Source organism: Leclercia sp. W17, assembly GCF_003336325.1.
GTDB lineage: Bacteria > Pseudomonadota > Gammaproteobacteria > Enterobacterales > Enterobacteriaceae > Enterobacter.
Map to the genome: position 1 here is coordinate 89,133 of NZ_CP031102.1, position 15,702 is coordinate 104,834.

12 protein-coding genes and 1 pseudogene are annotated in these 15,702 nt (G+C 43.4%); all 13 read left to right on the forward strand.

All coding sequences use genetic code 11. The annotated features are described in order from the left end of the window. The first annotated feature begins 11 nt into the window (after nucleotides 1–11). The 13 genes and pseudogenes from DVA44_RS24275 to DVA44_RS24330 all read left to right on the forward strand — a co-directional run bounded on the left by DVA44_RS24275 (nucleotide 12) and on the right by DVA44_RS24330 (nucleotide 15,701). Nucleotides 12–800, forward strand: a complete 789-nt coding sequence (locus DVA44_RS24275; protein ID WP_000783153.1) for a TraE/TraK family type IV conjugative transfer system protein — start codon at nucleotides 12–14, stop codon at nucleotides 798–800. After that, the gene (locus tag DVA44_RS24280) at nucleotides 800–2,071 is read left to right on the forward strand and encodes a type-F conjugative transfer system secretin TraK (protein WP_000592092.1); all 1,272 of its coding nucleotides are present in this window, start codon (nucleotides 800–802) and stop codon (nucleotides 2,069–2,071) included. The genes DVA44_RS24275 and DVA44_RS24280 overlap by 1 nt, the downstream gene beginning before the upstream one ends. A 1-nt stretch (nucleotide 2,072) precedes the next feature. Beyond that, a complete protein-coding gene (gene htdO / locus DVA44_RS24285) occupies nucleotides 2,073–2,534 on the forward strand; it encodes a plasmid transfer protein HtdO (RefSeq protein WP_000521242.1) in 462 nt (153 codons plus the stop codon). Then, a complete protein-coding gene (gene trhB, locus DVA44_RS24290; protein ID WP_000351841.1) occupies nucleotides 2,524–3,879 on the forward strand; it encodes an IncHI-type conjugal transfer protein TrhB in 1,356 nt (451 codons plus the stop codon). The genes htdO and trhB overlap by 11 nt, the downstream gene beginning before the upstream one ends. Nucleotides 3,880–3,886: 7 nt before the next feature. Next, a complete protein-coding gene (locus DVA44_RS24295) occupies nucleotides 3,887–4,369 on the forward strand; it encodes a hypothetical protein (RefSeq protein ID WP_000377632.1) in 483 nt (160 codons plus the stop codon). A 118-nt stretch (nucleotides 4,370–4,487) separates the two neighbouring features. Continuing rightward, nucleotides 4,488–5,240 carry a protein-disulfide isomerase HtdT gene (gene htdT / locus DVA44_RS24300; RefSeq protein ID WP_182911723.1) on the forward strand — a complete coding sequence of 251 codons (753 nt, stop codon included), beginning with the start codon at nucleotides 4,488–4,490 and terminating at the stop codon, nucleotides 5,238–5,240. Between the two features lie 9 nt (nucleotides 5,241–5,249). After that, entirely contained in the window at nucleotides 5,250–6,200 is a 951-nt protein-coding gene (gene trhV, locus DVA44_RS24305) for an IncHI-type conjugal transfer lipoprotein TrhV (RefSeq protein ID WP_001022588.1), read from the forward strand. 8 nt (nucleotides 6,201–6,208) lie between these two features. Next, on the forward strand, nucleotides 6,209–6,919 hold the full coding sequence (locus DVA44_RS24310) for a TraC family protein (RefSeq protein ID WP_305773799.1): 711 nt from the start codon (nucleotides 6,209–6,211) through the stop codon (nucleotides 6,917–6,919). 68 nt (nucleotides 6,920–6,987) lie between these two features. After that, a protein-coding gene (locus DVA44_RS24315; RefSeq protein WP_087451024.1) for an IS3-like element ISSen4 family transposase occupies nucleotides 6,988–8,108 on the forward strand; the annotation gives its coding sequence in 2 pieces (ribosomal slippage) (nucleotides 6,988–7,246 and nucleotides 7,246–8,108; 1,122 coding nt in all). 33 nt (nucleotides 8,109–8,141) lie between these two features. Next, a pseudogene (locus DVA44_RS24320) lies at nucleotides 8,142–10,115 on the forward strand (DUF5934 domain-containing protein); the annotation flags it as partial. A 2,548-nt stretch (nucleotides 10,116–12,663) separates the two neighbouring features. Then, on the forward strand, nucleotides 12,664–12,819 hold the full coding sequence (locus DVA44_RS25765) for a hypothetical protein (protein WP_168194528.1): 156 nt from the start codon (nucleotides 12,664–12,666) through the stop codon (nucleotides 12,817–12,819). Between the two features lie 627 nt (nucleotides 12,820–13,446). Then, nucleotides 13,447–14,700, forward strand: a complete 1,254-nt coding sequence (locus DVA44_RS24325) for a ParA family protein (protein WP_001050364.1) — start codon at nucleotides 13,447–13,449, stop codon at nucleotides 14,698–14,700. Continuing rightward, nucleotides 14,697–15,701, forward strand: a complete 1,005-nt coding sequence (locus DVA44_RS24330) for a ParB family protein (protein ID WP_001278838.1) — start codon at nucleotides 14,697–14,699, stop codon at nucleotides 15,699–15,701. The genes DVA44_RS24325 and DVA44_RS24330 overlap by 4 nt, the downstream gene beginning before the upstream one ends. Nucleotide 15,702 lies beyond the last annotated feature (1 nt).

Consider the following 15,702-nt stretch of genomic DNA (forward strand, 5'->3'; position numbering starts at 1 on the left):
TGGAGCTATGAATGAAAATGCTAAGTGGCATTAACATCCCTTTTTTCAAAAAATCTAAAAAGGATGAAAACGGTGATCTTGAACAGTCATACGTAAAGAAAGATGAAAGTGCTAAGGGACGTTTTTTGGACATTAAAAAACGATTTAGCCCACAAGCTGAAGCGTCAGGTGCTGGAATTACATACAGCGCCCTGATTAATCGTGATACAAAACTTATCCGCATTAATACTGTTTCAATAGCCGTCATTGGGTTATTGGTTGCAAAGATTCTTTTTTTCACTGACCCAGTGACGATTGTTACCCCTCCAAACATGAATGAAGAGATCACGGTTGTTGGTAACAAAGCATCGGAATCTTATAAAACACAATGGGCTCTCTTTTTTAGTACCCTTTTAGGGAATATTAATCCAACTAATATTTCCTTTGTGACGGCCTATGTCCTCGATGCCCTTTCACCTGAACTACAGGCTAAAACGAGTGAGTCTTTACAGGAGCAGATAAATATCATGCAGGCTCGTGGTGTTGAGCAGACCTTTAAGCCTAATGATATTTACTTTGATCCAAAAAATGACATGGTCTATGTCTGGGGTACCAAAACGACTCGACTTGTAAATGTTCCGGACAAAACTGAATCATCGAAATGGACTTATGAATGGGTTCTCGGGATGAAAAATGGTCGCCCAAGAATTGCATATGTAAATCAATATTCCGGAACACCGAATATTAAAAAAATTACGATAAACGGCAAAGAGCAACTGGCAACGCTGGATAATCCGCCACCGTCTACAGGTAACAAGTGATGATTAAAAAAAAGGGCTTAGGCTTCAACGCAATTACAGCATTGATCATGCTCACGACTTCGAACTGCGTAATCGCTGAAGAATACCAATTGCCAGCAACAATTAATAACCCGGTTGTAATGCCAGTTGGTGCTGACGGATTTCAGAATGGAGCTGCAAAAGCCATTATTCCGGGTCAAGCTGGTTCTGAACAGTCAGGTGCACAAACAAACCTTAGTGAAGCCGGTAATGCGCAGGGACAAAAACCTACAACTGATCTCCCTACCGTGCAACTTTCCCCAGCCAGCAATGCTTCGCCTGCGGTAAGCGCTATTACTGGAGCATTATCAAATAATCCTAGTCTCCCCGGATTTGACGCACAGACCCGATCTGGTGCAATTGATAGCTATGGGAGACCAACAGGTACCTCTTCCCAGCAGAATGCAACCAATGCGACCGCCACGTCAAAAGCCGATGAACTTTATGTCGAAGCTCGTAACCGATATAAAGAAGTTCAGCGTGTAAATGTGCCGCCTGGTGGGAATGTGGTACTGCCAGTTTCACGAGGACTTCAAAACAGAATATCGACCAGCTTCAAGAATGCTTCTGTCAGTACTTCTACCCCTGCTGAAGAGGCAAGCATATTTGTTAATGGTGGCGATGTCTTTATTTCAACTAATACCGATAAACCAATCGGGATTATGTTGTCTGAAGATCAGGTACCTGAATCGACCTATAACCTGACCCTGGTACCGCTTGATGTTCCCGGTGCGATGATTTCAGTTACTACATCTTTAAGCCCATCTATGCAAGCCAAACGTGAAACCTCATTGGATAAGCAAAACTATGAGGAAATGTTGGCCCGCTCCCAGTCAGAAGAACTGGCTCCAACGGATCCAAAACAAGACGATCATAAACAAAGAATCATTGATTTATTGACTCCTGTGGCTCTTGGTGAGGTCCCTTCAGGATTCAGTTTACAACAGGACCGACTTTCTCGTATTCCTGCGCCAGAGCAGTCACCATGTAACTTTAATATGTATGCAAAGCTCGGTCAGAGACTGGTTGGCTCACGTGAACTTATTGATGTAATTCTTGTGAAAAACGATAAACCATACGGTCAAATCGTTGCTGATCAGCAGTGTATGGCAGAAGGCGTTATTGCAAGTGCTTTATTTGATAAAGCATACCTGCAACCGGGAGAAGAAACAGAGCTTTACATAGTCCGGGATAAATTGTTCAAGGAACGCGAGGCCCGGGTTACAACCAGACCAAGTCTAATCAGAAAATAATATGGGAAAAGTTACTTTGCCTGCTCTGCTTGGGGCCACCGTGATTGGTTTTGTCGTATTTGCTTTAACCAGCTTTTACTACAGGTCAGAATATATACCAAAAAGGAGTGTATTAATCGTTCCGGACGCACCCATTAGTATCGAAGATGGCAGTAACGCTTTTCCCGTTCAGACAGTAATAATGAACGATCCAACTCTTATTGATAAATTTGTAGGAGAGGGCAATATTAATGAGGAGAATGCTTTTGACTATCACAAAAGTAACGTTTTGGAACCTAATTACAAACATGAAATATCTAGAACGAGCCAGATAGATAAAGCTGAAATGAATCATCCATCTGTTCGTGAAAACTGGGCCAGAGCAGGTGAACCCTATATCGTTCCTCAGATGTCTGACAGCGAACGAAATCTAAAAATTAAACGATTCCAGAAACCTACAAGTGGAGCTAATCATGGACATTAAAAAGGCCTGGGAAAATAAGACCGTCAGACTTTCTGTTATTGGCGCTCTGCTGGTAGTGATTGTTTATATTATTAGCCAGTCTATTTTTTCCACACCAGTTAAGAAAGAAAAGAAAACACAGAAAAAAGACATGCAGACCAATTTGTTGTTAGATGATTCGCAAATGAACAAATTGAGTAATGAAGAAAGCCAGAAAGTATATAAAGAAATGGTTAAGCAAAACCGACTTGACCAAAATGCGGCGAAAGAGGACCGCGAAAAAGCAGAAAAAGCCCAACAGGAAACTAAAGCCCAAGTTGCAAGTTTAACTTCTCAACTTCAGCAGCTGTCTCAGCAAATTAATGATATGCAGACAAATCGAAACGGCAATCGTAACTTGGATGCTGGTAGTTCGCGTAAAACGATTAATGAGCAGGCACCGGCAGCTCCTTATCAGCTTAATGCTAATGCGCCGATTAATGGCGTAAACCCTAATTACGCTTCTATCACACCTACGCGTAATAGCCCAATGAGAACAATCACACAAAGTTCCATTAAGACTAATGGTACCGATGGTGTCATTCAGGTTATGCCCGTGTCTGAAAACAGAATCAAGGAAGGCAGAGAGGTCATTGCAGGAGATAAAGCGCCAACTCGGACTGTACGAGGTGATGGTACTGCGCCAGTTGATAGCAAAGCGCGGCATGCTGCCCGAAAAGATGAAATGTTTCTTCCGGCAACATCTATTATCACTGGTGTTCTGATTACCGGGCTTGAAGCGCCTACAAGCCTTTCTTCCAAATCAGAACCAATGCCAGTAACGATGCGTATTAAAAAAGATGTCATCATGCCCAATAATTTCACCATGGATTTGCGTGACTGTAACCTTCTGGGTTCAGCTGTTGGTGATCTGGCGTCACAGCGTGCTTACATACGTGCCACTTCTATCTCTTGTGTTAATTCAAAAGGGAAAGCTTTTGACGTAAAACTGGAAGCATATGCTGTAAGTGAAAATGACGGAAAAAATGGGATCCGAGGCACGCTTATCAGCCGAAATGGTAACGCAATTGCAGGAGCTGCATTTGCCGGTGGACTTTCTTCACTTGCCGGTAGCTTAAGTCCCAGTAAGGTATCTTCACTTAACATCGACCCTAATTCACAGGCTCAGTATCAGTCCCCTAATTTTGGTGCACTTGGGGCATTAGCCGGGGCTGGTGCAGCTCAAGGTGGTCTTAATCGACTCGTCGATTACTACACCGCAATTGCAGAACAACAGTGGCCAATCGTAGAAATTAGCCCTGGCCGAGCTATTACATTTGTCGTTCAGACCGGAACTACAATTCCAACGAATCTGACCAGTCGCTGAGGTTTAAATGGATAGTTTAGAAAAAAAAGAATCGCCTGAATCAGCTGGACCTGAAATCACTAAAAAAATGGTGCGAGAAAGGACAACAAAAAAAATTACCTTCGAAATTGATATTGAAAAAATATTGAAGTATTTATTTTTCTTCGCCTTTGCCGTATTGGTCATTATTTATGGTTATAAAGGCTTTATGAATGTTTACGATTACTTCAATAAACAATCCCAGCCTTCGTACAAGATTGCAGTGCTTGACATGCCTGAATTACGTAAGGAATTTTTCAAGCATCACGGAGGCCGTACTGCTGACAATGATAGATCTCAATTCGAAGAATATTTCAGAACATTAATGAAGATCTACCGTGACCGTGGCTATTTAATTATTGATGCAACGCTTGCCGTTACTGTACCGGATAGTGTTGAAATCGTCACTTATATGGAACTTGAAGATAGCTCTGAAGCGGTACAATCAAGTTCTTATAATGCAAAGAAGTAGAGGGCACCCAATAGTGAAAAAGTTACTTTTCCCTTTAATGGCGGCTTTCGCCATTATGGCGAATACGGTCACTTATGCTTCAGAGCAGGTCCTAACTAATAGTGATGCTGCTGCGTTAATGGCAAAGGCAAAGGAAGGTGGCGTTTCACCCAGTCAGATCTCGGGTGTGTTATCAAAAATGAAAGGATATAAACCTAAGGATGCCATATACATTCCTTCTGGTGGGCTATACCTCTTTCAGGACGAACGTTCGCAGCTAATGGCAGTAACGACCGATGGCCGATACTCCCTTACTGGGGGAAGCCTTGTTGATGTAATTAAACGTAAACCTGTTCTGACTGTAGAAGAAATCAGGAATTCCTATTTTATTAGTCTTGATGAGGCCCCCTTCCCTCTGGAAACTGTAGCGTCCATTCCTCTGGGAAATTCAAAGCTTAAAAGACAAGCAGCCATTTTCATAACACTTGATTGTGACGGTTGCATGGAACTTGTTAAGAAATTCTATGCAGATCGGGACAAGTATCGGATAGATATTGTTTTAGTTCCCTCACCCGGTGAGCCAAAAGAAGAGCTTAGAAGGCTCTGGTGTAGTAAAGAAAAAGGAAAAATAAACAACCTCGATATTCTTCGTTGGCTAATGGGAAGCAAATCCGACATTGAAAAAAGATTGCTCTCTCAAAAAGAAGCAGAAGAATGTCCGGCGGAACCTTTGGTAGCGTCATTGATGCTCGCAGGAATTTATAAATTGCAGGGTGTACCTTCAGTTGTCAGACAGGATGGTTTGGCTGGTAATGGCATTCCAAAAGATTTCGACTACTGGTTGAACCAAAGCGTTGAACCTCTCTTAAAAAATCCATTTGAGACAAATTAAGGCTAGTTTATGAACATCAAAAGATTGGTACTCAGTGCTCTGGTTGTAGGTACATCCTCATATCTTACGGGGTGCTCCATCGGTAGTTCCGAATCCGAATGTCCAGGCATTGAAAAGGGCGTTATCTGTAAAGGTCCTCGCGAAGTTATGGAGTTAACTAATAATCGAGATGATCTGTCTGCACTGGCGGGGGAAGAGTCGGAATCGGGAAAGGAGAAATCGGCTGTCAATGACAGCCGTTATCCAACTGAAATTAGCCCTCCAGGGGAAGTCAAATATCCACAGTCTACTACCCTTAAAAATCAGCCTGTGGCTTATTCAAAAACCGAAATTAAGCCAGTTGGTCAGTTACCTGTCATGTACGATAAAACTTTAAAAATGGGTGCCCCTACTTCATCCATTGGACCACGGCCTATTTCTGGTGTACCGGTTAATTCAAACGTAAGGATGACTAGCAGTTATAGCACTGCCTCTTCAACTGGTAACCCTTTCGTTCATCCGGCTGCGGAAGTCGTTAAACAAACAAGCTATCCGGTTTCTGCTGGAAATGCCCCACGCTACGTTGCACCTAATTCTGATATCAGCCCTGGTAAGGATATGTACTCTCTTTACAATGGCCAGCCCGTTAACCCGACTCTCAACCCTGGGCAGATCCAGCAATACCGTTCGCAAGGTTATAAACAAGCTGTAGTGGCTCCTGAACCACTTGCTGTTCTGCAACAGGGGAAAGTAATGAGAATTACTTTTGCACCTTATACCGATGATAACGATGCGCTTAATCTTCCCGGCTACGTTTATGTCAACGTAAAACCGCAAACATGGATTGCTGGCAAGAATTCGACCTCAAACCCAGCTCGCATAGTTCCTTTAGAAGTACAGGATGCGGCCCGGGAAAATATGCAGCAGCAACAAAAAGCAACTAAAGCTGTCTCTTCGAACGGCATTGTTAGACAACTGTAAGGTCAAATATGGAAGCTATCAATAATTACAATAGCGGTTTAAATCGCCATCAATTAGGTGGGTTTATCCCTGTTTACGATCAATTAGCAGGGACTCACTATTTTTTGATTGATGGCAACAGATTAGGGTTTATGTTTATCTGTAATCCATCCCCTGGAGTTTTTGATAATCAGCAAGATGTTCTTGCTGAAATGTTCAAAATGGATTTCCCTACAGATACTGTCTGTCAAATATCTCTGACTGCATTGCCAGACCTGACTTTACAGCTTAGTGCTTGGTCAGCTGTGCGAGGTGGGCGTATGACTGGGAACGATAAGCTTAAAGCAGATCTGCTTAATGGTTATCAGTTGGACTACTACGACAGAAGTATGCATAAGCCTTTAAAACCTGATCATGATAACCTTATGTTGAGGGATTTTCAGGTATGGATCTCGCTATCGATTCCTTTACAGTCTGCCCTTCCTACCGAGCTGGAACATTCGCGTATCGATTCACTTTACTCTGAACTTGTAAGTAAGTTAATTACGATTGGATTGCATCCGTTTAAGGTCGATGCAGAAAACTGGCTCTATTGTATAGATAAGGTCGTAAACCCCGGAAAGAACTCCCGGTGGGCTGAAGGTTTCATAGACGTTAACACTATGAAAAGGCTTAATGAACAAGTTAACGTTCCCGGCCGTAAGTATACAGTCACAGAAAATCATTTCTCATCAGTCTGACCTGCTCCCCGTTGATTAGTACACCCCGATGTTAGTAATGTCTTCATAAGCCACATGAGGACATCCCCATGAAGAAGCGTTTTTCCGACGAACAGATCATCAGTATTCTCCGCGAAGCCGAAGCTGGGGTACCCGCCCGTGAACTCTGCCGCAAGCATGCCATTTCCGATGCCACGTTTTACACCTGGCGTAAGAAGTATGGCGGTATGGAGGTGCCTGAAGTTAAGCGCCTGAAGTCGCTTGAGGAAGAGAACGCCAGACTCAAGAAGCTGCTTGCCGAAGCCATGCTGGATAAAGAGGCGCTTCAGGTGGCTCTTGGGCGAAAGTACTGACGACAGACCAGAAGCGGGAAGCCGTGATGTTGATGTGTGATGCGACCGGTCTGTCGCAACGTCGTGCCTGCAGGCTTACAGGTTTATCCCTGTCGACCTGCCGCTATGAGGCTCACCGTCCGGCTGCTGATGCGCATTTATCAGGGCGCATCACTGAGCTGGCACTGGAGCGCAGGCGTTTTGGCTACCGTCGTATTTGGCAGTTGCTGCGCCGTGAAGGGCTTCATGTTAATCATAAGCGCGTGTACCGGCTTTATCACCTCAGTGGCCTGGGCGTAAAACGCAGAAGACGTCGTAAAGGGCTGGCAACAGAACGTCTGCCGCTGCTCCGTCCGGCGGCGCCCAATCTGACCTGGTCGATGGATTTCGTCATGGACGCACTTTCCACCGGTCGCAGGATCAAGTGTCTTACCTGCGTCGATGATTTCACAAAGGAATGCCTGACGGTCACTGTTGCCTTTGGGATTTCAGGCGTTCAGGTCACGCGTATTCTGGACAGCATTGCACTGTTTCGAGGCTATCCGGCGACGATAAGAACTGACCAGGGGCCGGAGTTCACTTGCCGTGCACTGGATCAATGGGCCTTTGAGCATGGTGTTGAGTTGCGCTTAATCCAGCCGGGCAAGCCAACGCAGAACGGATTTATTGAGAGCTTTAACGGACGATTTCGCGATGAATGTTTGAATGAGCACTGGTTCAGCGATATCGTTCATGCCAGGAAAATTATTAATGACTGGCGGCAGGATTATAACGAATGCCGCCCGCACTCCACGCTGAATTATCAGACACCGTCTGAATTTGCAGCGGGCTGGAGAAAGGGTCATTCTGAGAATGAAGATTCCGACGTTACTAACTGAGTGTTGTATCTAATCGTGGGGGCAGGTCAAGTCACACAAAGTGACGACGAATCTGAGCATCGTTACTTCAAACAACTTTCCGTTGTAAAGTTTCCTGAATACGTCAATTTCGGTTGTATGTATGAGTTAGTAGTTAACTGGATGCATGGACGTAAGACAATTTTCAGCCCATTTATGATCACTCAGACTGTTCAGTTTGCCGATCCGCTCAAGTTGTCAAAAGAAAACGTCCGCTACAAAGCAATCACTAATAAACAGGCAAGTATACCTTCAGTTGTCACATTCTGCCCTCGCCTGCGGGATATGGATAATGACTACATGGCCGTAACTCGCGAGCTTGAGGATGGCGCAAAGCTTTTAAGAGGGTATCTTACTTTCACTGTTATGGGTAGTAATGCCAATTCTGTGCAGACAGCAGCTAACGATCTCAAATCCTTTTACCTCGAAAGCCGGGTCAAAGTAGCAGATGATTCCTTTATCGTTTTCCCGTCATTTATGTCATGTCTGCCAATGTGCAATGACCCAAAGACAATTTTCGACCTTGACCGTTCCGAAGTAGTGAGCAACACCGGAGCGGCTCATATGACACCGATCTTTGGGCCCTGGAAAGGTAATACAGATAGACCAGTACTGAGTTTAGTTTCTCGTGAAGGTCAACTCATGGGACTTGATATTTTCAAGACTTCTGCAAGCTATAACATGGTTATTGGTGCAACGTCAGGTGCAGGGAAGTCATTCTGGACAGCATATCTAATCAATAACTATCTTGGAGCTGGACCGCGATCTAATAACCTCGTTCATTATCGCTCAACATTTAAGCATTTTTTAGAAAACGAATACCCAGATGATGATCCTGACGGTGCTCAAGTATTTGTTGTGGACGTGGGCCGTTCTTACCAGGGGATTGCGGAACAATATACAAACAGTCAATTTATTGATTTCGGTAAAACCCCTGACTTCACCCTAAATCCCTTTGCCTTCCTAACTGACATCACTGTTAACGACGATGTATTTAACGAAGCACCTGAATTTACCGGTGAATCAACTTCAAACGATGCAGAAAAAGACAAAGTTGCTCAGACCATAATGGTTTTGAATCAGCTAAAAATTATGGCTTCAGAGAAAGGCCTTATCGATGATTATCAACAATCAGTGATGCTTCAGCTTATTGCAGAAGAGTACCAAGAATCCAGAAAATCAGGTCGGACCGGTTCAATAACCGGCTTTGCTCTGCGTTGCAAGAAGCATGAAGACAAACGTATAAAGGATATTGGGGAGCAACTCGGAGCATGGTGCGAAGGTGGAATTTATGGGCACCGGTTTACCGATACGTTGCCTCCAATCAACTTCGACAGCAGATTTATTGTTTTGGAACTGGAGGAGCTAAAAGGCACCCCCCACCTTCAGACAGTTGTATTAATGTCTATCATTCAGGCTGCTCAGCATGCAATGTTCATCAAAAAAGATGGGCGTCGTCGCTTGTTCATCCTTGATGAAGCATGGGAGTACATTCGTCCTGATAATTCATCAGGTGCCGGAAATCAATCAAACCAATTCTTCTCTTCCTTCCTCGAAGCGGCATGGCGTAGGTTCAGGAAAACAAACTGCGCTGGCATCTGTATCACACAGTCGTTTGAAGATTATTTTACTTCTTCTGTTGGCCGGGCCCTGACTGCTAACTCGCCTTGGAAGATAATCATGAAACAAGAAAAAGAAAGCATTGAAGCAATGAAGGCTAATAAATATTTTTCTACTTCAGATGCAGAATATGAACGTATGAAAAATATTCGTACAGTCAAAAAGGTGTTTTCAGAGATGTTAGTCAGGTTCGAAAACTTCCAAGAGATCTGTCGGTTATACGTAGACCGGAAAATGGAGCTTTGTTTTACTACGGATAGTGCTGACAGGAGTAAATTATGGGAAATTCAAAGCCGCGAGAATTGTAGCTATGGCGAGGCAATAGAAATTCTCTATGCTCAAGAAGTAGCAGCGGGTTTGGCCGCGTAGAGTAAATATCTTCAAGCAAAAATAATTAAACCAGATGTCTCATAAGAATCTGGTTTTTTATTGTATGCCTTAAGTAAACAAATGAGGTTGTGACTTAATGAGTTCATCACTGTGCTGCAAATTTTGGTTTTATAATTAATGTGGTGTAAAAACAGTGACATAAATACAAATCGCAGTTAGGTTGTGTACGCATTAAGTAAACAAAATTTATAACTTCAATACTGACATTATAAGATGAAAATCACGTAAATTACATTTTTGTTTACCAAAGGTAATCAAAGTAGCGCGGCATTATTAGTGAAAACAGATCACTGGTGTCATTTTGCATACAAAACTTAATATCCTTTAATCATTCTTCTAAAAGTTTATTATTAACGGTTTGGTTTCTGAAAATTTATCCAATTTGCTCACCGAAGACTTTTAACTTATTTAACCCCCTTTATCGCCAAACTGTGATTTTCTAATGTTAGTCTACAGTTCTAGGGCCCTTGCTCCCATGATGCGAATCCTGCCACCTAATAAAGATTAACGCCTCATTCCTGTATGCCGGTCTTACGACGCCAGTGCACGGACTATTTTTGGTCATCACAAGGACAGGCGGGAGATTTAATCAGGGCGTGGTGTTGCTGAGCAGCAGCTGCGGCACTGTAAGCCGAAGGCGGAATTAACTCCTTTATCACCATCTGGGGACGTCATTATGGGTAGCCCTTTTAACTTGCTCAGGACCATTAAGCTAAAATTCCGGATAGCGATTGACGTAAGATTTAGGCTAAGCAGGTAAAGTGATCCCCGCTCCCGGGGTGACAACTTTATACAAAAGGCCGAGCGGAAGATTGTCCTTAGGGAATATTTCTTTAACACAGCACGGGCACTTACTCACGCTGCCGGATTTAACCCCCTTAATCGCCAAACTGGGGTTCTGTCCTCATGCTGGCCTTCAGTTCTGGGCGGGGTTGCTATCACTTGCTCCCTAATGCGAGATGTACCTGCTGATACAGATTAACGTCATATTCCTGCGTGCCGGTCTGCCGACACCAGTGCACGGGCTTTTTTCGGTCATCACATTACCGGGCAGGAGATTTTATCAGGACGTGGTGTGACTGAGCAGCAGCTGGGGCACTGTCATCCGCTTGCAGATTTAACCCCCTTAATCGCCAAACTGGCGTTCAGTCCTGATAGTGTCCTTCCGTCCTGGGCAGGGTTGCTAACACTGGCTCCCTTAATACGAAATGCGCCTGCTGATAAAGATTAAAGTCACATCACTGCATACCGGTTTGCCGACTCCGGTGCATGGCCTTTTCCGATAATCACAAGGACGGACGGGTGATTATATCTGTGCATAGTATGTCTGAGCAGCATCAGAAGGCACTGTCAGCCACTGGCAGATTTAACCCCCTTAATCGCCAAACTGGCGTTCAGTCCTGATAGTGTCCTTCCGTCCTGGGCAGGGTTGCTAACACTTGCTCCCTTAATACGAAATGCGCCTGCTGATAAAGATTAAAGTCACATCACTGCATACCGGTCTGCCGACTCCGGTGCATGGCCTTTTCCGATAATCACAAGGACGGACGGGTGATTATATCTGTGCATAGTATGTCTGAGCAGCATCAGAAGGCACTGTCAGCCGCTGGCAGATTTAACCCCCTTAATCGCCAAACTGGGATCAGTCCTGATAGTGTCCTTCCGTCCTGGAGAGGGTTGCTAACACTTGTTCCCATGATACGAAATGCGCCAGCTGATACAGATTAACGTCTCATTGCCCATGCCGGTCTGCCGACACCGGTGCATGGCCTTTTCCGATATTCGCAAGCACAGATGCTTGATTTTTTCAGGGTGTAATATACCTGAGCAGCATCTGAAGGCACTTTCAGTCGCTGTCAGATTTAACACCCTTAATCGCCAATCTGGGATTTTATGATGTTAACCTCCAGTTCAAGACCCTTGCTCCCATGATGCGAACCTTGCCACCTGATAAAGATTTACGCCTCATTCCTGTATGCAGGTCTTACGACTCTAGTGCACGGACAATTTTCGGTCATAACAAGACCTGGCGGAAGATTTAATCAGGCGTGGTGTGACTGAGCAGAAGCTGGGGCAATGTCAGCCGCTGGCAGAAAAAACCCTTATTCGCCATCTCAAACCGTCATTATGGGTAGTCCTTTTAACTTTCTCAGGACCATTAAGCTTAAACTCCGTTTAGAGAATGACGTAAGATTTAGGCTAAGCAGGTTAAGTGATCCCTCTCCCGGGTTGAACACTATATTCATCGTACGAGCGGAAGATTGTCCTTCGGGAAATATTTCTTAAACACCGCTCGGGATCTTATTGCCACTGGCGGATTTAACCCCCTTAATCGCCATACTGGGGTTCTGTCCTGATGCTGGCCTTCAGTTCTGGGCTTGGGTTGCTATCGCTTGCTCCCATAATGCGAAATGTGCCTCCTGATACAGATTAACGTCATATTCCTGCGTGCCGGTCTGCCGACACCAGTGCACGGGCTTTTTTCGGTCATCACATTTCCGGGCAGGAGATTCTATCAGGGCGTGGTGTGACTGAGCAGCAACTGGGGCACTGTCAGCAGCTTGCAAATTTAACCCCCTTAATCGCCAAACTTGGGTTCAGTCCTGATGTTGGCATTCCGTTCTGGGCGGCGTTGCTATCACTTGCTCCCATTATGCGAAAAGTGCCTGCTGATACAGATTAACGTCATATTCATGCATGCCGGTCTGCCGACACCAGTGCACGGGTTTTTTTCGGTCATTACAATACCGGGCAGGGGATTAAATCAGGGCGTGGTGTGACTGAGCAGCAGCTGGGACACTGTCAGCCGCTGGCAGATTTAACCCCCTTAATCTCCACACTGGGGTTGCCTCCTTAAGTTGGGTTTCATTTCGGGGTGAGGTTGCTAACTCTGCTCCCATAATTCGTAGTGTGCCTCCTCAAGAGATTAACACCTCATATCTTTAGACTGGACTGACGACAACGGTTCACAGTTAGGAAACGTATATCAGCACACCGGTGAGATAGATTTTAGGGTCTAAGCAAGAAATAGGGTAGGCGTGAAGATTCATTAATGGAGCTCTTAACTTCAAAGCGTAGAGAAGGAGACAAGAATCGTGGTTTAAACAGGTTGTGCATTAGGTATGGACTAGAGAGTCTGAGCTCACATCTGCAAGTTAAGCTCACAAAAAATCATAAAAAAGTAAACAAACATTAGCTTAAGATTGAAACTAAGGATAGAATTGTACGCATAACAAGGAAATGGACGCATTATACGTAAAGTTTACATATATGCGTAAAAGTCGGTTTTCAGTGCAAAAAGGTCATAACCATGAATTTACTTGAAAAGATCGCCCTCGTTGGTCAGCGCATGAAAAGCGAGCAGATTTCTCTAAAGGAATCTCTGATGGCTTCATCAAGAGTATCTGTTTCTGATGATAGTGTTGATGGTGTTGATAGACTGATCTATAACCACTGTTTGAATAAAAAAAATCTCTCTGATTTTTTTGGGAAGTCACGAGTAACGTTCAATAAAATACTTTCGGACTTAGAAGAAAAAGAACTTGTTGGTGCACCTATTTATCAAAACAAAAATCATCTTTACACCCGCTGGGATGTTCAAAAAATAATGGATGCCCTGGGTTATCCCAAGTACCGCGATCATTACTTTAGCAGAGCTATTGTTACTCAGAATCATAAAGGCGGTACAGGGAAAAGCACTACATCTGTAGCTTTAGCAGTAGCAGCTGCTTTAGATCTACAACTCAATGCACGTGTATTAATGATCGAATGGGACCCACAAGGTTCGATTGGAAGCAGCATGATTCAAAGTGTCTCAGAAGATGATGTCTTCCTTACAGCAATTGATGCAATCCTTGGAATTTATGAAGAAAATTCTGAGTATAAAAAATATTTAGATTCAGGATTCTCTGAAGAAGAAATCATCACTAATATGCCTTTTTCAACGCATCTGCCAAACTTGGACGTAATAACGGCTTTTCCGACAGATGCTCGTTTTAAAGATAAATACTGGCAATGTTCTAGAGAAGAACGTACGTCTTTGTTACTACGTTTCAAGGAAGTTATCTTACCGGTACTGAAGCAGAACTATGATTTGATTATTATAGACACTCCACCTGAAGATTCACCTTTGATCTGGGCTGCTGACGAAGCGGCCGATGGGATTCTTGTCGCAGTGTCACCACGTGAATATGATTACGCCTCTACTACAGACTTCATGCTTACAATAAGTGAAAGGTTTAAACAATCACCAAGTAAGGGCGACAATTTAAAATGGTTCAAAGTTCTTGCTGTCAATGTAGATGACAAAAGTCCATATGAAAGAATAGTTTTGGATAAATTAATCAGAACTGTTCAGGACCTTTTGATGTCCGCTAACATAAAAAATTCTGAAGCATTTAAGGCAGCTGCTTCCAAAGGGCGTACAGTGCTTGATATCAAAAAATCAGAGGAACTTTGTTCCGCAAAGCAGCTTGATGTCGCAGAAGAATCTGTATTACAGGTATATCAGCAATTTATAAATGAAATAAAAAGTTTTTCAGCTAAGCAAGGAGTTAACGCATGAGCGATGAGCAACATATCGGGAATGATAAATCTCGATATTTAAACGCACCAAAGCGGACAGAAGTCGGTCACCGTTCAGGTCTTGCGGGTTTGAAAACAGCACCTCGCATAAAAAAGTTATTCACTCTTCATAAGGGCCGGAGACTTGAAGCGGAACATGTGATTGTTCCAGCCCAGAGAGTGGAGAAGGAGACCTTAGTCCATCCAGCGAACCCACGAAATCAAGAAGCCCTTACAGATTATTCTGTTAGAGATATTCTTAAGCAGATTGAAGAAAGAGGGGTCGATACCGAAGGGATCGCTGTAAAAAGAGATGGGGTTTATTTATTAATAGAAGGAAGTCGCAGACGTTTCTGCTGTATAAAGGCAGAAAAGGATCTCCCCCTGTGGGTTCTTCCGGATGAACTAACCGAAGATGATATAAATTCAATTATATCCGCAGCACAAACATCTCGAAAATTTTCATATAGAGAAGTTGGGTTTCAATTTATCAAAAAAATGGAAGAAAAAGGATTTTCTACTAATGAAGAACTCGCAGCATATCTTGGGATTAGTCATGTATCGGTAGCCAAAAGAATCCAGGCGGCCCGTATTGACGAAACATTGATCTCTTTATTCCCGGATTATGAAGGAATCCCGAACTCCTATTATAGTCGCTTGTCTCGTTTACAGAAATATGTGCAAAAAAATCTATTTCCTTTAGATGAAGTAATAGATAATGTTAAAGAGGAAACAAAAGATTTAGACATTGGAGATCTCCAGGTTGCTCAAAAAGTTGTAATGGAAAAAATCACACAATCTGTGGAAAGTGTTTGTGAAAAAACTTATTCCACAAAATGGGAAACAAGTGATCTTATTACTTTTGATAACAAAGATAAGTATGCAAGAATCAGTAAAAACAATACTGGTAGAAAAATTCGCTTTGAATTCAATAGGATAAATGCGGGTTTTATTAAGGAACTAGAGGAGTTCATAAAAGAAAAATTAAAAGTATCAGAATAAA

What these genes read in the sequence shown, in the direction of transcription:
- DVA44_RS24275 (WP_000783153.1), top strand. Translation starts at nt 12, where the DNA reads ATGAAAATGCTAAGTGGCATTAACATCCCTTTTTTCAAAAAATCTAAA.
- DVA44_RS24280 (WP_000592092.1), top strand. Translation starts at nt 800, where the DNA reads ATGATTAAAAAAAAGGGCTTAGGCTTCAACGCAATTACAGCATTGATC.
- htdO (WP_000521242.1), top strand. Translation starts at nt 2,073, where the DNA reads ATGGGAAAAGTTACTTTGCCTGCTCTGCTTGGGGCCACCGTGATTGGT.
- trhB (WP_000351841.1), top strand. Translation starts at nt 2,524, where the DNA reads ATGGACATTAAAAAGGCCTGGGAAAATAAGACCGTCAGACTTTCTGTT.
- DVA44_RS24295 (WP_000377632.1), top strand. Translation starts at nt 3,887, where the DNA reads ATGGATAGTTTAGAAAAAAAAGAATCGCCTGAATCAGCTGGACCTGAA.
- htdT (WP_182911723.1), top strand. Translation starts at nt 4,488, where the DNA reads ATGGCAAAGGCAAAGGAAGGTGGCGTTTCACCCAGTCAGATCTCGGGT.
- trhV (WP_001022588.1), top strand. Translation starts at nt 5,250, where the DNA reads ATGAACATCAAAAGATTGGTACTCAGTGCTCTGGTTGTAGGTACATCC.
- DVA44_RS24310 (WP_305773799.1), top strand. Translation starts at nt 6,209, where the DNA reads ATGGAAGCTATCAATAATTACAATAGCGGTTTAAATCGCCATCAATTA.
- DVA44_RS24325 (WP_001050364.1), top strand. Translation starts at nt 13,447, where the DNA reads ATGAATTTACTTGAAAAGATCGCCCTCGTTGGTCAGCGCATGAAAAGC.
- DVA44_RS24330 (WP_001278838.1), top strand. Translation starts at nt 14,697, where the DNA reads ATGAGCGATGAGCAACATATCGGGAATGATAAATCTCGATATTTAAAC.